Source organism: Mesorhizobium sp. M6A.T.Ce.TU.002.03.1.1, from assembly GCF_003997275.1.
Taxonomy (GTDB): domain Bacteria; phylum Pseudomonadota; class Alphaproteobacteria; order Rhizobiales; family Rhizobiaceae; genus Mesorhizobium; species Mesorhizobium mediterraneum.
In genome coordinates, this window is sequence record NZ_RZTI01000126.1 from 1 (window position 1) to 17,963 (window position 17,963).

Annotated in this window: 16 protein-coding genes and 3 pseudogenes; 10 read left to right on the forward strand and 9 right to left on the reverse strand. The window is 62.8% G+C overall.

Translation table 11 applies throughout. The features are described from left to right. From EOC93_RS26920 to EOC93_RS26950, 6 genes and pseudogenes are all read left to right on the forward strand, one after another. Nucleotides 1–521: pseudogene (locus tag EOC93_RS26920) on the forward strand (mannitol dehydrogenase family protein); the annotation flags it as partial. 19 nt (nucleotides 522–540) lie between these two features. Beyond that, entirely contained in the window at nucleotides 541–1,455 is a 915-nt protein-coding gene (locus tag EOC93_RS26925) for a sugar phosphate isomerase/epimerase (RefSeq protein ID WP_127206143.1), read from the forward strand. A gap of 84 nt (nucleotides 1,456–1,539) precedes the next feature. Further along, the gene (locus tag EOC93_RS26930; protein WP_127206144.1) at nucleotides 1,540–2,574 is read left to right on the forward strand and encodes an ABC transporter substrate-binding protein; all 1,035 of its coding nucleotides are present in this window, start codon (nucleotides 1,540–1,542) and stop codon (nucleotides 2,572–2,574) included. A gap of 270 nt (nucleotides 2,575–2,844) precedes the next feature. Next, nucleotides 2,845–4,383, forward strand: coding sequence for a sugar ABC transporter ATP-binding protein (locus tag EOC93_RS26935; protein ID WP_127206145.1), 1,539 nt, complete (start codon nucleotides 2,845–2,847; stop codon nucleotides 4,381–4,383). Next, nucleotides 4,380–5,351, forward strand: a complete 972-nt coding sequence (locus EOC93_RS26940) for an ABC transporter permease (protein ID WP_127206146.1) — start codon at nucleotides 4,380–4,382, stop codon at nucleotides 5,349–5,351. Before EOC93_RS26935 ends, EOC93_RS26940 begins: the two co-directional genes overlap by 4 nt. 271 nt (nucleotides 5,352–5,622) lie before the next feature. After that, complete coding sequence (locus tag EOC93_RS26950) at nucleotides 5,623–6,603, forward strand: ABC transporter permease (RefSeq protein ID WP_127206147.1); 981 nt, start codon at nucleotides 5,623–5,625, stop codon at nucleotides 6,601–6,603. A gap of 264 nt (nucleotides 6,604–6,867) precedes the next feature. On the opposite strand, the gene EOC93_RS26955 is transcribed toward EOC93_RS26950, so the two are convergent. Next, nucleotides 6,868–7,602 (reverse strand): class I SAM-dependent methyltransferase, encoded by a 735-nt coding sequence (locus EOC93_RS26955; RefSeq protein ID WP_126104430.1) that lies wholly within the window; start codon nucleotides 7,600–7,602, stop codon nucleotides 6,868–6,870. A 43-nt stretch (nucleotides 7,603–7,645) separates the two neighbouring features. Then, the gene (locus tag EOC93_RS35435) at nucleotides 7,646–8,017 is read right to left on the reverse strand and encodes a DUF1127 domain-containing protein (RefSeq protein WP_127206148.1); all 372 of its coding nucleotides are present in this window, start codon (nucleotides 8,015–8,017) and stop codon (nucleotides 7,646–7,648) included. A gap of 95 nt (nucleotides 8,018–8,112) precedes the next feature. Here EOC93_RS35435 and EOC93_RS26965 point away from each other — a divergent pair, with 95 nt between their 5' ends. After that, entirely contained in the window at nucleotides 8,113–8,919 is an 807-nt protein-coding gene (locus tag EOC93_RS26965; RefSeq protein WP_127206149.1) for a helix-turn-helix transcriptional regulator, read from the forward strand. Nucleotides 8,920–9,151: 232 nt separating this feature from the next. On the opposite strand, the gene EOC93_RS26970 is transcribed toward EOC93_RS26965, so the two are convergent. After that, on the reverse strand, nucleotides 9,152–9,586 hold the full coding sequence (locus EOC93_RS26970) for a peptidylprolyl isomerase (protein WP_126104427.1): 435 nt from the start codon (nucleotides 9,584–9,586) through the stop codon (nucleotides 9,152–9,154). Nucleotides 9,587–9,908: 322 nt separating this feature from the next. Next, nucleotides 9,909–10,102: pseudogene (locus EOC93_RS26975) on the reverse strand (ATP-binding protein); the annotation flags it as partial. Here EOC93_RS26975 and EOC93_RS26980 point away from each other — a divergent pair. Further along, nucleotides 10,098–10,524 (forward strand): annotated as a pseudogene (locus EOC93_RS26980) (LysR substrate-binding domain-containing protein); the annotation flags it as partial. The pseudogenes EOC93_RS26975 and EOC93_RS26980 sit on opposite strands and share 5 nt — an antisense overlap. Before the next feature lie 94 nt (nucleotides 10,525–10,618). Here the strand turns inward: EOC93_RS26980 and EOC93_RS35010 are convergent. Next, the gene (locus EOC93_RS35010) at nucleotides 10,619–11,191 is read right to left on the reverse strand and encodes a LysR substrate-binding domain-containing protein (protein WP_245461548.1); all 573 of its coding nucleotides are present in this window, start codon (nucleotides 11,189–11,191) and stop codon (nucleotides 10,619–10,621) included. Continuing rightward, nucleotides 11,137–11,535 carry a LysR family transcriptional regulator gene (locus EOC93_RS35015; protein ID WP_245461549.1) on the reverse strand — a complete coding sequence of 133 codons (399 nt, stop codon included), beginning with the start codon at nucleotides 11,533–11,535 and terminating at the stop codon, nucleotides 11,137–11,139. Before EOC93_RS35015 ends, EOC93_RS35010 begins: the two co-directional genes overlap by 55 nt. Before the next feature lie 102 nt (nucleotides 11,536–11,637). Between EOC93_RS35015 and EOC93_RS26990 the strand changes: the two genes are divergently transcribed. After that, entirely contained in the window at nucleotides 11,638–13,098 is a 1,461-nt protein-coding gene (locus EOC93_RS26990; RefSeq protein ID WP_206532279.1) for a hypothetical protein, read from the forward strand. Between the two features lie 13 nt (nucleotides 13,099–13,111). On the opposite strand, the gene ampH is transcribed toward EOC93_RS26990, so the two are convergent. The 3 genes from ampH to betI form a co-directional block, all read right to left on the reverse strand. Next, nucleotides 13,112–14,524, reverse strand: coding sequence for a D-alanyl-D-alanine-carboxypeptidase/endopeptidase AmpH (ampH, locus tag EOC93_RS26995; RefSeq protein WP_245461550.1), 1,413 nt, complete (start codon nucleotides 14,522–14,524; stop codon nucleotides 13,112–13,114). 25 nt (nucleotides 14,525–14,549) lie between these two features. After that, nucleotides 14,550–16,049 (reverse strand): ATP-binding protein, encoded by a 1,500-nt coding sequence (locus tag EOC93_RS27000; RefSeq protein WP_127206150.1) that lies wholly within the window; start codon nucleotides 16,047–16,049, stop codon nucleotides 14,550–14,552. A 138-nt stretch (nucleotides 16,050–16,187) separates the two neighbouring features. Continuing rightward, the gene (gene betI / locus EOC93_RS27005) at nucleotides 16,188–16,808 is read right to left on the reverse strand and encodes a transcriptional regulator BetI (protein ID WP_127206151.1); all 621 of its coding nucleotides are present in this window, start codon (nucleotides 16,806–16,808) and stop codon (nucleotides 16,188–16,190) included. A 105-nt stretch (nucleotides 16,809–16,913) separates the two neighbouring features. On the opposite strand from betI, the gene choX reads away from it, so the two are divergent. Beyond that, the gene (choX, locus tag EOC93_RS27010) at nucleotides 16,914–17,852 is read left to right on the forward strand and encodes a choline ABC transporter substrate-binding protein (RefSeq protein WP_127206152.1); all 939 of its coding nucleotides are present in this window, start codon (nucleotides 16,914–16,916) and stop codon (nucleotides 17,850–17,852) included. Nucleotides 17,853–17,963: the final 111 nt, after the last annotated feature.

Genomic DNA, 17,963 nt, shown 5'->3' on the forward strand with positions numbered 1-17,963 from the left:
ACGAGACGCTGCCGACCTTGATGCCGATGCCCGGCGTCTCGCCGGAAGCCTATGTCGAGCAAAGCCTCGCTCGTCTGCGCAATACAGCGATCCGCCATCGCAACCACCAGATCGCCACCGACGGCTCGCAAAAGATCGTGCAGCGGCTTCTCAACCCGATCCGCGACCGGTTGCGGCGCGGCGAAAGCATCGCGCTCTTGTCGGTCCCGGTCGCAGGCTGGATGGCCTATCTGATCCGCTCCTCGGCACGCTTCGGCAAGCGCTGGCCGGTGTCCGATCCCTATGCCGACAGGATCGCCCGCATTGCCGACGCGGTCGGCGCCGACACGAGGGCTTTGGCAGCCGCGATCCTCGCCATCGACACGATCTTCGATCCGGAGCTTGCCGCAAATGGCGATTTCCGCAGGGCTATCACATCAGCCCTCGACGGCCTGCTCTCAGACAACCCGATGGCAGTCGTCAGGCGAAGTTTGGAACAACCCGAGGTTGCCCGGTTGAAGCGGCCCGCACAATCGGCATAGTAAGGGGAAGGGAGGCAATATGAAGCTCGGACTGCTCACCGCGCCGTTTGCGGACACCTCGCTTGGCGAGGTTTCCGACTGGGCAAGTTCTGCCGGCTTCGAGGCGCTGGAGATTGCCTGCTGGCCGAAATCCTCCGGCGGCGCCCGGCGCTATGCCGGCACCAGCCATATCGATGCGGCTTCGACGTCAGCCGCGCAGGCCAAGGAGATCGTCGCCTCGTTGGCGGAGAAGAAGCTGTCGATCTCGGGCCTCGGTTTCTACCCCAATCCGCTGCATCCCGATGCCGCCCACCGCAACACCGTCATCGACCATCTGAAGAAGGTGATCGTGCTGGCGAGCCATATGGGCGTGCCTGTCGTCAACACCTTCTGCGGCGGTGACGCTTCAAAAACCATCGACGCCAACTGGCAAGAGGCGCTCAAGATCTGGCCCGCCATAACAGCCCATGCGCGAGACCATGGCGTGAAGCTGGCCTTCGAAAACTGCCCGATGATCTTCAGCTATGACGAGTGGCCGGGCGGGCACAACATCGCCTATTCGCCCTATATCTGGCGCCGCATCCTTGAAGCCTGGGGCGGCGATGTCGGCATGAACTTCGACCCGTCGCATCTGGTCTGGCAGATGATCGACCAGGCACGCTTCATCAGAGAATTCGGTCCGTACATGCTGCATGTCCATGCCAAGGACCTGATGATCGATCCTGATGGACTTTACGAGCGAGGCATCCTCTCGGCCGGCATAGGCTGGCAGGTCCCGCGCATGCCGGGGCTCGGCGATGTCGACTGGAATGTGATCTTCTCCGGTCTCTATCGCGCAGGGTACGACGGGCCTGTTATCATCGAGCACGAGGACCGGCGGTTTGAGGGGAGCGACGACAAGGTCAAGCGGGGTTTTCTACTCGCCCGCGACGTGCTGCGCCCCTTCGTGAAGTGACGGCGCAAACAGCTTGGCTTTGATCCTGTCTCAGGTCGACAGGATCAGGCCCTGAAACTGAAAACATTGTGGAGGAAGACTGAAATGAAAAAACTTTTGACCATAGTCCCGCTGCTTGCCGGCGCGGCCTTCATGGCTTCGGTGGGCGTCTCGTCCGCTGAAGCCAAATACACGATCGGCATTTCCAACACCGTGCAGGGCAATGGCTGGCGCGAGGAGATGATCTGCGCGATGAAGGCCCAGGCGCTCGCCTCCGGCGAGGTGACCAAGCTGAACATCGCCCACCGCAACACCGACGCTGCCGGTCAGCTCGAGGACATCCGCAACCTGATCAGCGCCAAGGTCAACGCCATCGTCGTCAACCCGGCCGATCCAGCCGGCATCAAGTCAGCCCTGGAAGAAGCCACCAAGGCCGGCATCGTTGTCGTCGCCGTCGACCAGGCGGTCACCGAGCCCTCGGCCTACATCATCTCCAACAACCAGGAACAATACGCCTATCTCGGCGCCAAATGGCTGTTCCAGCAGATGGGCGGCAAGGGCGACGTCGTCTACATGCGCGGCGCCGCCGGCGCCTCGGCCGACAGCGACCGCGACAAGGGCTTCAAGAAGGCGCTTGCGGAATTCCCCGATGTGAAGGTCGTGCATGAGGTCTTCACCGGCTGGCAGCAGGATCAGGGCAAGCAGCAGATCCTCGACTTCATCGCCACCGGATCGCCTTTCAACGGCATCTGGACCTCGGGCATCGACAATGTGATCGTCGATGCGCTGGTCGAGTCGCAGACGCCGCTGGTGCCGGTGGTCGGCGCCGACAATGCCGGCTTCGTCGGCCAGTTGAACTCGGTCGAAGGGCTTGTCGGGGCGGCGGTGACCAACCCCGGCTCGATCGGCGGCGCCGGCGTGACGCTGGCCCTGCAGATCCTGAACGGCAAGAAGCCGGCGGAGCAGACCGTGCTGGTCGAGCCGCAGCTCTGGGAGAACGCCACCGACGAAGGCAAGGCCAAGCTGAAGGGCGCGGCCGATCCGTCGCTGAGCCCGGAATGGCCGGTCTCGATCTCCATCCCGGAGTGGACCACCTACACCAAGGACCAGATCATCGCCTGCAAGGGCCCGGGCGAGTAATCGCAGGCTTGACGAGCCGCGCTTCTGCCTTCTCCCCTTGTGGGAGAAGGTGGATCGGCGCGCAGCGCCGAGACGGATGAGGGGTGCTGGAAGGAATGAGGCGTTGGTGTTCCCTGGAACACCCCTCATCCGACCTCGCTTCGCGAGGCCACCTTCTCCCACAAGGGGAGAAGGGAGGGTCGCTGTTTCGGCCGGCATCGTCAACCGTAGACGGCCAACCGATCATGGCTCCATAACATTTGGAAAGCTTGGAACGAGAGCAACGCGATTTTGACCACCAATCCCCTCCTGGACGCTACCGGCGTCGTGAAGACCTACGGCGCCGTGGTGGCGTTGCGCAACGCGTCGCTGTCGGTTCTGCCGGGCGAGGTTCACGCCCTGATGGGCGCCAACGGCGCCGGCAAATCGACGCTCGTCAAGATCCTGACCGGCGCCATACGGGCCGATGCCGGGCATATCCTGATCCGCGGCGAAGCCCGCGACGTGCGCTCGCCCGCCGATGCGCGCCGCGCCGGCCTGCTTCCCGTCTATCAGGAACCGTCGCTCATCCCGGATCTCGACGTCGCCTCCAACCTTCGCCTGACCGACACGCCGGTCGAGCCGTTCCGCGCCTGGGTGCGCGAGCTGGGCATTCCCGACCTCGACATACGCGACATCGCGCGCGACATCCCGCTGGCCGTACTGCGCGTGCTCGATCTGGCGCGCGCTCTTGCCGTCGAGCCCGACGTTTTGCTGCTCGACGAGATGACCGCAGCACTTCCGGCAAACCTTGCGGAAAAGGTGCTTGAAGTCGTTCGCCGCCAGGGCGACAGCGGCCGTTCGGTGATCTTCATTTCCCACCGTTTTGTCGAGATATCGGCACTTTGCGACCGCGCCACGGTGCTTCGCGACGGCGAGACCGTCGGCGTCGTCGACATCGAACCGGGGGTCGAGGAGCGCATCGTCGAGATGATGCTCGGCGCCAAGGTCGAAAAGACGCGGGTGACGTCGCGCCAGGCCAGCCAGGCAGCTTCGCCTGGGGATAGCCGTCCGCGCCTCGGCGTGGCGAACCTTCGTGTCGGCACCAAGCTCAACGACGTGTCGTTCGATCTGGCCAACGGCGAGGTCGCAGGCGTCGTCGCGCTTGAGGGCCAAGGCCAGGACGAGCTCTTCGCTGCACTTGCCGGCTCCATCCGCCCGTCCGGCGGGACGATCGAGGTGGACGGGCAGCCGGTGAAATTCGCGCATCCGGCCGATGCGATCCGCGCCGGCATCGCCTATGTGCCCGGCGACCGCACCGAGGCGCTGACCATGCAGCGCTCGGTGCGCGAGAACATCGCGCTCCCGTTCAGCGCCGCCTTGCGCAACTGGGGGCCGATCAACATGCGGCAGGAAGGCTCCAAGGTCGTCAATGCGATCGAGCGGCTGCAGATCGACACGCGCGCCCAGCGCGAGGTGCAGCGCCTGTCCGGCGGCAACCAGCAGAAGGTGACGATCGCCCGCTGGATCGCCGCTGAGGCACAGACCATCCTCTGCTTCGACCCGACGCGCGGCATCGATGTCGGCACCAAGCAGGAGATCTACAAGCTGCTGCGCCAACTCGCCGACCAGGGCAAGTCGGTGCTGTTCTATACGTCCGAGCTCGAGGAGGTGCAGCGTGTCTGCGATCGCGTCATCGTCATCTTTGGGGGCCGCGTCGTCGATGTCTTCCCCGTCGAACTCGCCGACGAGCCGGCGCTGATGCGCGCCGCTTACGGCTTGCCGCGCGACGCCAAGGAGGACGTCGGCATCCTTGCCGATGTCCGCTCGAGCCCGGCGGTGACGCCTTGAGCCGCCTTATCCGCCGCCAGGGCTGGGTCGCCGGCCTGATTGCCCTGTTCGTGATCCTGTTGGTGATCACCAAGCTCATCCAGCCCGGCTATGGCAGCGGCGATTTCGGCTCGCTGGTGCGCGCGGTGCTGCCTTACGCCTTTGCGGTGGCCGCCCAGACGATTGTCGTCATCGCCGGCGGCATCGATCTTTCCGTCGGCGCCATGATGGCGCTGACCAGCGTCACCGCCGCCTCGATGATGGACGGCGCCAGCGAGGAATACGCGCTGTTCGTGGTGCCGTTCGTGCTGGCCATGGGGCTGGTGCTGGGCGCCGTCAACGGCATGCTGATCGTCGTTACCCGCGTACCCGATATCGTCGTCACGCTGGCCACCCTCTTCGTTCTGCAGGGCGCGGCCCTGCTCGTCCTCGGCGCGCCCGGCGGCGCAGTGGCCGAATGGCTGAGGGCGACCATCATCGGCACCGTCCCGATCCCGGGCCTGCCCGGGATCTCCGCCTGGATACCGAAGGCGCTGGTCCTGCTGGTCGTCTGCCTCTGCATCATATGGATACCGCTCAAGCGCTCGAAGCTCGGCCTCTCGATCTACGCCATCGGCAGCAGCGAGCTGGCGGCATTTCGCAGCGGCGTGCCCGTCGCGCGCACCAAGATCATCGCCTACGCCCTGTCGGGGCTTTTCGGCGCTATGGGCGGGCTGGCGCTGACCATGAGCACTGGCATCGGCGCCCCCATTCCCGGCCCTTATCTTCTTGCCAGCGTGGCTGCGGTGGTGCTCGGCGGCGTCGCACTTGGCGGCGGCAAGGGCGGACTGCTCGGCCCGATCGTCGCGGTCTTCGTGCTGCGCCTGGTGCGCACCGACCTGACGCTTCTGGCCATCGATCCCAACGTCACCGCGATCATCGAGGGCGCGATCATGGTCGCCGTTGTGATGTTCGGCGCCTTCATCACCATGCGGAGCCGGCAATCATGAGCAATGCCGTGACGCTGGCAGATCGGCATGAGCGTAGCGATCCTTCGCGCCCCCCTCTGTCCTGCCGGACATCTCCCCCTCTTGGGGGGAGATTGGCCGTCGCTACGGTTTTCGCCAATCTCCGAAGGTGCAAGAAGGGCGCCGAGTGTGAAGCTGCCAATCTCCCCCCAAGAGGGGGAGATGTCCGGCAGGACAGAGGGGGGCGCCGTAGAGCGCCATCCTATCGCGACAACCGGACCAACATCGCGCCACCCCAATCGCGAGCAATCTCATGAGCATATCAGCGATCCAACCCGTACCCTTCGGCCGCCGCATCAAGCGCTTCATGGCCGACCGGCCGCTGATCCCGCTGATCATCCTGCTGGTCATGCTGGTGGTGATCCTGCAGATCCTGCGCCCCGGCATCGTCAACGAGCGCTGGCTCGCCAACACCGTCAAGTTCGCCATCCCGCTGGCAATTCTTGCCGGGTGCCAGACCATGACCATGCTGACCGGCGGCATCGACCTGTCGGTCGGAACCGTGGCGACGATGAGCGCCTTCATCATGGCGACGCAGGTCGTCAACCATGACCCGGCGGTGGCGATCCTCATCGCATTGGTGCCGGCAGTGCTGATCGGCCTGGTCAATGGCATCGGCGTCGGCGTCTTTCGCGTGCACCCGCTGATCATGACGCTCGGCACCAGCCTGATCGGCACCGGCTGCCTGCAGGTCTATCAGCGCACCGTCATCGCTTCAGGCGCCAAGATTCCGCCCTTCCTGGCCTGGCTCGGCACCGGCCTCACCTATGGCATACCCAATGCGCTGCTGTTGTTCGTCCCCATCGCCGTCCTCATTGTCTTCACCTTGAACCGCACCGGCTTCGGCCGTCTGCTTTACGCGGTCGGCGACAATGAAGGGGCGGCACGCCTGTCCGGCGTCCGCTATTGGCAGGTGATCACAGCGCTCTACGTCATCTCGAGCGTGCTCGCCGGCATCACCGGTCTGCTCTATATCGGCTTGATCAAGGCGCCGTCGCTGTCGCTGGCCGAGCCGCTGGTGCTGCCTTCGGTGGCAGCGGCCGTGATCGGCGGAACCTCGATCTTCGGCGGCCGCGGCGGCTACACCGGCACGATCATCGGCGCGCTGATCCTCACCGTGCTGACGACGCTGCTGACCATCCTGCAGATGCCCGAAGGCGCGCGGCGGATTCTGTTCGGGCTGATCGTGTTGTTCGTGACGGCGGCTTATTTGCGGATTATCGAGGATCGGTAGGGGAACCGCTGGAGCCGGGGCTGCTTTTGACCGAAGCAGACTCTCGCAAACGGAGCCGTGCATGACAGCTTTGCGCCTAATGTCGGTCGTTTGGGCTGGCTTCAACATATCCTGAAAGCGGACACGCCAACGATAAAGCCAAGATGCAGGAGATGCTCTCGTTGCCTGCTGCGTGTGACCGGAAGCAGCGGCATGGCGTTGAAAGCGGCCGGCTTCCCATCGGCGCGTTGCGGACGAGGGTGATGACGCTTCGCTCCACGCGTCCTAACCTTCAACCTTCTGCCAGACGGAGACATGTTTATCGCTGACCTGCGTGAACAGCTCCTTTTTCCAGCCGCCCCAACGCTCTTTGAGCCTTAAACCAGCCAGTCGCGCCATAAGATCGAATTCAGCTGGCCAGGCATAACGAAACGGTACTGAGAATCGCTCATAGCTTCCGTCACGGAGCCAGATGTGATGGGACGAGAAATTCTGGTTCACCACGTCGTACTCGTCGACGCCCCAATGCGTTTCGCCGTGGTCGAACGCCAGGATCGTCTCGCCAACCGGCAGCCGCTGAAGCGGTGGCACGCCGACCTCAATCAGGAAGTGTCCGCCAGGTTCGAGATGCGCGGCTGCGTTCCGGAAGCAGGCGAGCTGAGCGTCCTGCGATGTCAGGTTGTTTATCGTATTGAAAACCAGATAGACGAGTGAGAACCGTCTCGCGACATCCGTCGTTACCATATCGCCGATCGCTACCGAGATCTCCGCGCCTCCTTCTTTAGCGCGAAGGCGAGACACCATCGGCCTCGAAAGCTCGATGCCCTCCACCTGCACCCCTTTCCGCGCGAGAGGAAGTGCGATGCGTCCGGTTCCGATCGCGAATTCCAAGGCGCGCCCGCCTCCTGCGAACTCGGCCAGGAGGTCAACGGCCGGCTCAATCACCTCTGGCGCAGAGATGCCTTTATCATCATCGTAGGTCGCAGCGATCTTCTCGTCGAAAAGCCCGTCATCATGCATTCTGTCTGCCTCTCTGGTAACGCTTGTTTCAAGACCGGCGGCGCTATCGCGTTGACCGCGGCTTCGTGGACATCGCATTAATTCGTGAGCCGTCGCGAAAGGGATCAGCTTCCATCCATCCGCTCGGGGCATGGGATTCCCCGCAGGCAAGCGCATCCATGGCAGCGGCCGGTGATCTGTTTCGTCGCTCGTTGGCTGCGACGGTGCCAGTCCAAGCGAACTCGCGAATATCGCGACGCGCAATACCTATGTCCGCCAGATCACGATCCGATAGTCGGTGTAGTGCGTGTTCGGTCTCGCTCCGTTGCCACCAGCCCACAACGACGGAGGCTCCGAACCTCAAAGCTGGTAGCTTCGTCAGAAGGCCGCGGGCAAGGCGATCCGGGATTTCGGCTATTTGGAATTCCAGTGTCATGACTTTCGTCCAAGTTGTGCTGAGTTAATGCCAACCTAGTGAATTGCCGTCAGACGTGTTATCGGCAGTCTGACAAATTATGTCTCTGAGCCGCCATGATTGCCCGCGACAACCTGATCAACGTTCATTTGCCGGAAGACGGGTTCGGAGATTATCCGCATACCGCTGTCGCTCAGGGCGGAGCAGAGCCCGCCGGGCGGACCTACGCTTTTCATACGCACCACCGGGCGCAGCTTTTCCAGATCGTGCGGGGTTCGCTGAGGCTGGAGACCGAGCGGGGTTACTTCATCATCCCACCCGAACGCGCCGTGTTCGTGCCGTCCGGGGTCCTCCACGAGGTGACCTACCTGCAGCAGACGGAGCGCAGCTATCTCTTTTTCCGCCCCGACGCGGTGGCGAGCCTGTCACCGGAAGTCTCCGTGATCGGTACGACGCGGCTCCTGCGCGAGCTAATCCTGGCGTTTCTGGAAATACCTCGCGCGGACGCGGGCAGCCTCCGCGCCGAACGACTTGTGGCAGTCATTCTCGACCAGCTCCAGACGAGTCCGGTCGCACCGTTGTCTCTCCCGTTGCCGGCATCCGAACGCCTCCGGGACATCGCCGCAGACATGCGGAATGAGCCGGGCGCAGATTGGCCCCTCGATGAGCTTGCGTCACGTGCGGCCATGTCCCCACGTAGCTTCCAGCGTCACTTCCAATCTGAGACAGGGATGAGTTTCCGCGCCTGGCGACAGCAGGCGAAACTGCTGAAATCGGTGGAGTGGCTCGCCGGTGGCCGAAGCGTCGGCGACATCGCTTTTGCACTCGGCTACTCAGGCCCCAGCGCCTTCATCGCGGTTTTTCGGGCGGCCTTCGGTGCCTCTCCCGGAAAATACTTTCAAGACACGCCTCTGGAGCTGTGATTCACCGGATGCCCGGCGCGGCTTACCGCGTAAGTCTGCCTTCTTGGCCTCGCTCTCCAGAACCTGCCAGTCCCCTTCCAGATGCAGCGTCGAACCTTACGAAGGTCGGCACGGTTTTGGCGATCGCCTAAGCGCGGAAAGCAGGGCGGCAGGTGGCACAAACCGCCGAACCTCCTGCGGAAGTCCGTCACCCGAAATCATAGCCACCACGGCCTTTGGCCGCATGGATACCCTACGCCGCCTGAACGATCTCAACCAGTTCAACGTCGAACACCAGATCCTTTCCGGCTAGCGGATGATTGCCGTCGAGCTTGACGCTGGCGTCGTCGACGCCGACGACCGTCACCTGCATGGGGCGCCCTTCGGTGGTTCTGGCCTGCAATCGAGTACCGATATCGACATTGATGTTGTCCGGCACCCTGGCGCGGTCGACGGTCATGACCGCTTCGGGGCGGTGGGGGCCATAAGCGGCGTCGGCGGGAATGGTGACGGTGCTTTTCGCGCCGACCTCCATGCCCTCGACATGGGTCTCAAGGCCGGGGATCACTTGCCCTTCACCGAGCTTGAATTGCAGCGGTTCGCTGCCAGAAGAATCGAATTGAGTGCCGTCGGCTAGACGTCCAGTATAATTGATGCGCACGGTGTCGCCATTCTTGGCCTGTGTCATGGCAGTCATCCTTTGGGAGTTTTTGAGGGACCGGCCAGAGTTCACGGGTCCCGTTTTCGATCATTCACGCACTAAGGTGCGCGGCGCGAAACTCTAAAACTAGGGACTTGGCGGCCGATGTAAACCCACATTGCCGATTGAGCCACCTGCGTTAAAGACAGGTCGCGGAGACAGACTGGGATCTGTTCGCCAAGGGCGGGCATTTTTCGAGCATGTCGTGGCGACAGAGATTGCGAAAACTCTGATCGACCACCCACCCGGGCGGCTTTTAGCGCTTTGCTGATGTTGAGCCACGTCAGCTTTCGCCCAAACCGCATCAGCCTCACACCGCCAAGCTCCCCTGCTCCACCTCCGCGGCACCGGGATCCCCCGGTGCCGTCGCCCAGGCCAATTCCACCAGCGTCACCGTCCGCCGGCCAACCCCATCAAGCTGGCACACGATCAGCCCCTGCTCCTCGATATAGGTCAAGAGCCGCCGGGCGCGCGGCGCAGCGAGTGCGAGCCATAGGCGCGGGCGTTTCTCCGCGACCGCCTGGTCGTCGTGGCGAGCCCGAATGTTCCTCGCACGACCGGTGGACGCGCCGCTCCTGCCGTTGGACGCGGCGCAGGCGATCGGCAAACATGGCACGGAAGACACCCGGTGGCCGGTCAACAAGTAGAATCGAGCCGGTCCGCGCTTTGTCAACGCTCATCATGGTCCGGGATGCGGTGCGAGCCGGCGTCGGTGCAGGACGTCTTCCCATTTCGTTGGTGAGCCACGGCTTGGCTGACGGCACACTGGTAAATTGGGGGATATCGACGGCCCCGAGATCGCTCTCTGGACGCTCTACCCATCTCGGCGGCTGCTCAGCGCGCGGGTGTCGGCGTGCTTGGACTTTCTAAAACAGGCCTTCCCAAATGGAACGCCGGACGAACTAGCCGCCTATATTGGCAGGTGATGACCGAACTCGCTTTCGGGCGTAGAGAGTCCCCTGCAACAAAAAACGACGGAAGCTGAGAAGCGCTTTGCCAGCGTCATGGATGAGCCCCACGTCACATGCCGGCCTGCTTAGCAAAATGTTCTGGAACTATGCCTGTCGTCTCGCGCACGATGTCGAGGAATGCCTTTAGCACAGGCGAAGGCTGTTCGCGCCGATAGATGACTGACGTATCGATCGACAGGTTTCGGCCCCGAATAGGTCGATAGACGACGCCGGATCGCTGCAGATTCTCGAGACAGGCAGGCAGCAGCGAGACGCCAAGCCCAACGGATACAAGTCCGATGATCGTTTGCTTGGGCGTTGCTTCCCGCACGATCCTCGGGCTGAAGCCGGATGAACGGCACAGCCCGACAATCTCGTCATAGAGGGACGGATTGATGCTGCGCGGGAACTGGATCAGCGCTTCCTGAGCCAAGTCAGCCAGCGCGATCTCGGTCTCTGAAGCTAACCAATGTGTTTCCGGCAAGGCCACGATCAGCGGTTCGACCAATATGCTTTCGGCTTGAAGAGCGTTGTGAACCACGGGAGGGTGGACAAAGCCAATGTCGAGCTGCCGTTCGGCTACCAGTTTTATCTGTTGGGAATGCGCAGATCGGTCAGGCTCAACTCGACCTCGGGATAACATTCGGTGAACCGCTGAACGACAGCTGGCACCACACTGTAGATGGCGGCATCGATAAATCCGACTGACAGATGGCCGGTTTCGCCACGACCGGCTTTGCGGGCAAGCTCGACGGCTTGCCCGGTCTGATGAAGGACTGCTCTCGCTTCTTCGAGAAACACCCGGCCGGCCTCGGTCAGTTCGACCTTGCGTTTGGTGCGCTCCAGCAGGCGCACGCCTATGACCTGTTCCAACTGCTGGATCTGCTTGGTGAGAGGGGGTTGGGAGATATGCAGGCGCGCTGCGGCGCGCCCGAAATGCAACTCTTCGGCGACAGCTACGAAGGACTGCATCAGCTTGTGATCCATCTCTTAATTTCCAGAATCGAATTAATCGCTCTCCAATCAATATTGGACAGAAATATTGAAAATCGCAAAGCTTAGGCAGTCACAAATCTGGGAGATATGCTCTTGAGGAATGCCGAGATTTCTCGCCGCCAGATGTTGAAAGCTCCACTTGTTGGTGCGGCGATTGCCACCGCATCTCAATCCGGTCTTGTCTGTGAGGCGCTTGCACAGCCAGTTCCTGCTGCCTCGCCGGCGCCCCCTGGCGCCTTCGCCCATCATGTCGAAGCAATCGGCTATACCGATCTCGATCATCGCCCTGCCTTCAAGATGGCGATCCGGCAGGTCGGCGAGCGCTGGTATCTTTATACCGGACACTTCTGGCACTCTGGCTGGAGCATCGTCGACGTGACCAATCCGGCGAAGCCTGAGGTCGTCAAGTTCGTGCCCTATCCGGGCACGAACACCTGGACGCTGCAGATCGATTTGTCCGGCGATACGATGGTGACGGCCCTCGAAAAACCTTTCGCGAATTTCGGCGGTGACCCCGACGCGGCTTTTGGCGAAGGGGTCCTGATCTGGGATATCGCTGATCCCGTCAATCCGAAACAACTCGGTCATTACCGGACCGGAGGCAACGGCACGCACCGCAACCTCTATCCCGGCGGGCGTTATGTTCATCTTGCCGCCGGCATGCCCGGTTACAAGGGTAACATCTACGTCATTCTCGATATCTCGGACCGCGCCAATCCACGCGAGGTCGGACGCTGGTGGGTGCCGGGCCAGCACGAGGCCGGCGGGGAGAGCTTCCCATCGGCCGAACCCGCAGCAGCATCACAGGAGGCGTCGGACCGCTACCGGCTACGACTACGGCCGCAATGCATGTGCGGCGCCTTCTGCGCCAGCACGGGCGAGGACATATCGCTGCATGGCCCGCCCTACGTCGTCGGCGATCTTGTGTATCTGCCTTATGGCGCGGCTGGGATCATCGTGCTCGACATCAGTGACGTCTCGCAGCCGAAGCAGATCAGCAGCCTGAGCTTCAGTCCGCCCTTTCATTCCCGTTTCGGCGTGCACGGCGTGCTGCCGATACCCGAGCGGGGCATCGCCTTCGCCAATTCGGAGAACGTCACTTATGGACGCGGCCCTATGCATCACGCGTCGATCGTCGATATTTCCGACCCTGCCGAACCGTTCTTGCTGTCGCTGTTGCCGGAGCCCGTGCCGCCCGAAGGCGCTTCCTATTCGGACTTCACCACGCGCGGCGGCTGGCGCGGGCCGCACAACATCAACCACCACCAACATCATCCCGACGTCGAGAAACAGGGCGATTTGTTCTACATCGCGCATTTCAACGCCGGGCTCAGAATTTACGATGTTTCGAACACACGGCTCCCGCGTGAGGTCGGCTATTTCATTCCACCGGAACCCACCCGGCGCTACGGGCCAATGCCTGAGGATAAGCTGGTGCTGCAGACCGAGGATGTCGTCGTGGATCGTCGCGGCTTCATCTACATCAGCGACAAGAACCAGGGCCTCTGGATACTCCGCTATACCGGCCCAAAGCCGGAGGGGGCCGCGCCATGAAGCAGCGCGAAAATCAGCGTGGAGCGATCTCTGCGACGAGATCGTTCGTCGTCTTGACCCCAGCCATGAAGCCGGCGGCATTGAATTCGTTCATGACGAAGAAAGCGCCGACGCCGCGTGTCGGTGCAATCGCAACATAGAGAAACATCCCTTGCAGGCCGCCGCTCTTCTGGAGGATGAGCGGGCGATGCTCGTTGGGGAGCATGATGACCCATCCGAGACCCATGGCGTCCATCGGGCCGCCGTCATCCAGCCCCACCACCGACGCGAGCCCGTCCCGGTACAAAAAAGCCGCGTGGTTCAAAAGCCGCAACTCGGCGTCGGCCGCGGAAGGCTTGTTGTCCACATGCCAGTTCATCCAGCGCAGCAGATCGTCCGCGGTCGAGTACAATCCACCGGCGCACTCCATGGCTGTGCTCGTCGGCACGATGGGCAGGGGGCTGCCGCCGAAGTTATGGCCCTGCATCAGGCGCGGCTCGTCCGCCGGTCTTGGGTTGAAAACCGTGTCTTTCATGCCGAGTGGATCGAGGACACGCTCCCGCAGGACCTCGGCATAGGGCTTTCCAGAGACATTCGCGAGCGCCGCCCCGAGGAGGTCGTATCCGAAGTTCGAATAGAGAACGGCGGTGCCCGGCGCGAATAGCAGCGGATTGTCCTTGAGGGCGGCAATCTGCGCCTCTTTGGTGTTCGTCGAGAAGGGGTCGGAGGGGGGCGCCTCGGCCACTGGCACCTCCCGCGGAAGGCCGGAAGCTTGCGCGACGAGATCGATCAGGCGGAGGGCGCGGCCATCCTTCTCAGGGAGCGTGACGTCCCAGCCAAGGCGATCCTGCAGCCGGTCGGTGAGCTGTACCTTGCCGTCGATCGCCAGCGAGGAAAGCACGCTGCCGCAGAACACTTTGCTCACGGACGCGATGCGGAACATTGTGTCGCCGTCCGGCACTTTTTCACTCCCGTCGGCAATCTTGCCGAAACCGGCCAAGGCCGTCTCGCCGTTGCGCACGGCGCCGAAGATCAGGCCAGGCACCTCGGTGGAGAGATACAGGATCGTGCCGTTGAACTGCACCGCTTCTGTCAGCAGTCTGTCCTCGGCATGTCCATAAGAGGGAACGGCTGCGATTGCCGTCAAAGCGACGGCCATAAGTCGGCGCGATCGAGACAAACGCATTGCCGAAATCCTTTGATAAAGCTGCAGAATAAAATCTTCGGAAAAAGGGCCGCCGCGTAGTATCTTACCATCTCTCCAGAAGCAGGAGATGTCAACAGAATGAACCGAAGGGGTAATCGGCGGCGGCAGCGTAGTTTCGGCAGATATTTGCGCTACAGTCCTGCCGTATTTCTTGTACTTCGTCAGTTGATCGGGGCTGATCTCTAAAAGACTCGCCGCTGTACCTACCGCTCGGTCATACATCGCCTTGACGCGTGGCATTCCCCTTGCACGCTAGACCATCCCCTCAGACCGCCAAACTCCCCTGCTCCACCTCCGCGGCACCGGGATCCCCCGGTGCCGTCGCCCAGGCCAATTCCACCAGCGTCACCGTCCGCCGGCCAACCCCGTCAAGCTGGCAGACGATCAGCCCCTGCTCCTCGATATAGGTCAGCAGGCGCCGGGCGCGGCGCAGCGAGTGCGAGCCATAGGCGCGGGCGATCGCCGCGTCGCTCGGGCAGGGCCAGCCCTCCTTCGCGGCGCGGGCGATCATCATGAACACGCCTTGCATGTCCTCGGGCAGCAGCGAGGCGCGCACCGAGACATCCTGCCACGCATCATCCCCTGCCATGTCGGAGCCCAGCCCGGCGCGGGCGCGCGTCAGCATGCGGCGGAAGGCGGGCAGGTCCGGCACAACCGAGGCGAGACCCTCGATCCGGCAGCGGACCACGAATTCCTGGTAAAGCACGCCGATGACACGGAAGCCCGCATCGGGTTGCGCCAGCACGGCGCGCAGGACACGGTCCACGCGCTCCCGCCGCTCCGCCAAATCCTCGGCGCTGATCGGCGGCTCCACCGGTTCGGGGCGGATTTCCAGCGCCGCCGATTTCGCCGCCATCAGCTGATCGAGCAGGTCCGGCGACGACCGGCGCTGCGGCCGGACCGTTTCCGGCGGCGGGGCTGCCAGGATGATCGCGCGGGCATCCTCCAACGCCGATTCCGGCAGCGGCATCAGGCGCGGGGTGCCATTGCGCGGGCTTGTGTCGGTCGGGCCGATGCGCAGCCCCAGCGGACGGCGCGACAGCGCCGGGCCCAGCGCCATGAATTGCCCGCGCTCCAGGTCGCGAAAAGCCTCCGCCTGTCGCCGCTCCATGCCGAGAAGGTCGGCGGCGCGCGCCATGTCGATATCGAGAAAAGTTCGACCCATGAGGAAATTGGAAGCCTCGGCGGCGACGTTCTTGGCGAGCTTGGCCAGTCGCTGGGTGGCGATGATGCCGGCAAGCCCGCGTTTGCGGCCACGGCACATCAGATTAGTCATGGCGCCGAGCGAGAGTTTGCGCGCCTCGTCCGACACCTCGCCCGCCACGGCCGGTGCGAACAGCTGCGCCTCGTCCACCACCACCAGCATCGGGTACCAGTGGTCGCGGGCGACCTCGAAAAGCCCGCCGAGAAAGGCGGCGGCGCGCCGCATCTGGTTCTCGGCGTCGAGCCCCTCGAGATTGAGCACCGTGGAGACGCGGTGGATGCGCGCGCGCTCGCCGGCGCTCTGCAGGCCGCGCTCGGTATGCTCCTCGGCATCGATCACCAGATGACCGAAACGGTCGCCCAGCGACACGAAGTCGCCTTCGGGGTCGATGATGGTCTGCTGCACCCAGGGCGCGCTCTGCTCCAGCAGCCGGCGCAGCAGATGCGATTTGCCGGAGCCCGAATTGCCCTGCACCAAAAGGCGGGTCGCCAGCAGCTCCTCAAGATCCAGCGCCGCCGGGGCGCCTGCGGTCGTGTGGCCCATCTCGATCGCAACGGTCATGTCTCGACTCTCCTTGGGGAGAGGGCTTATCAACCGCATCGCGGCCCGTCGAGCGCGCATGGCCGACCGCTCGCTGTTGCGCACAAGCTGGACGAATGCGGATGGAGCGCAACCATCAGGCGCCGGCTAGCTGGCCTTCTAGGCGCCAACCGATGCAGGCCGCGTGGCCGGCGGCAATTCAGCGCTTGCCAGTCGCGCGGCGACATAGTCCTTGACTTGGCGCAGTGCATAGTCGCGCGAAACGCTGCCGGGTTGGAGGCCAAGCCGCAGCCATAGCCCGTCGATCAGCGTGGTGATGCCGAAAGCGATATCGTTTGCGTCAGCTTCGACAACAAGGCCACGCAGGCCGGACAGCAAATTCGACCGCATACGGCTGTGGATCACGCGCTGAATGCGTTTCAATTTTTCGTCGCGCGGCACCTCCGCGCATAGCGAGAGCCACGCATGACAAAGCGACGGCTGGAAGAAATGCAGCTCGAAATTGCCGTCGATCACGGCGTCGAGCCTTTCCATAGGCGTATGCGCGCCTTTCAGCCGTGCCACCACCGCATCCCGCAGCACCAGGTTCGACTCGCGCATCGCGTGTTCGAACAGCTCTCGCTTATCCCTAAAATAATGCAGGACGATGCCCTTCGACGCGCCGGCCTGCGCCGCGACCTTTTCGATCGTCGCCCCGGCTATGCCTTCCCGCTGAAGCACGGCGAATGCTGCCTGGCGCAGCTCCTTGCGGCGGATGTCGCTGAGGCGAGTGAGTTTCATGATTGTTCCCGATGCAAAAGCACATTGACATTCCAGTCCGCCGAGATCAACAATTGACCGGTGGGACAATAATCAGACTAAATGGTCAACACGGGAGATATCACAATGCTTCGCACCTTTCTTCTCAGCATGCCCCTGTGTGCTCTGGCGCTTGCGCCGCAGGTGAGCCAGGCCGCGGAACCGGAACAATGCAGAACCGTCCGGATGGCCGAGCCTGGCTGGAACGATCTCGCCTTCACCACCGGTGTCGCCTCCGTCCTGTTCGACGCCCTCGGCTACAAGCCGCAGAGCACCCTGCTTGGCATAGACGTCATCTATGCCGCTCTGAAGAACAATGATCTCGACGTCTTCCTCGGCTATTGGGACCCGGCCATGGTCGCCAATTTTGGCCCGTACAAGCAGGATGGCTCGGTCGAGACTGTGCGCATCAATCTCGAAGGCGCCAAATACACATTTGCCGTTCCAACCTATGTCTGGGAAGCCGGCGTCAAGGATCTGGCCGACCTGCAGAAGTTCGCCGACAAATTCGAAAGCAAGATGTACGGCATCGAACCTGGATCGAACCAGTTGATGATGGACGCCATCGCCGACCCGAGCCTGGGTCTGAACGGATGGGAAGTCGTCGAGTCGAGCGAAGCCGGCATGTTGTCGGAGGTCGGATATCGGATAAAGGAAAAGAACTTCATCGTCTTCCAGGGGTGGGCGCCGCATCCGATGAACACGATGTACGACTTCAAATATCTGACTGGCGGCGACAAATTCTACGGGCCCAATTTTGGCGCGGCGACCGTCAGCACCCAGGTGCGCAAGGGTTATCTGGAAGCCTGTCCGAACGCAGCGCAGCTCTTGAGGAACCTCAGCTTCGACATCGACTTCGAGAATACCGGCATGGGCTACCTGATCAATGACGGCATGGCGCCGCTCGATGCCGCCCAGAAGGCAATTTCGGAAAATGAGGGAAGGCTCGACGCCTGGCTGCAAGGCGTTACCACCTTCGACGGCAAGCCGGCACTCGACGCCGTGAAGGCAAAGCTCGGCCTGTGAACTCAGTAATGCAGGAGGGATGGGGCGGCCGCAAGCGAAGTGTCGCTATCGGCGGGGCCGCCATGGGCTCTATTGAGATCGGCGGCGCCGCGCCGCCGCCTGTTCTCATCC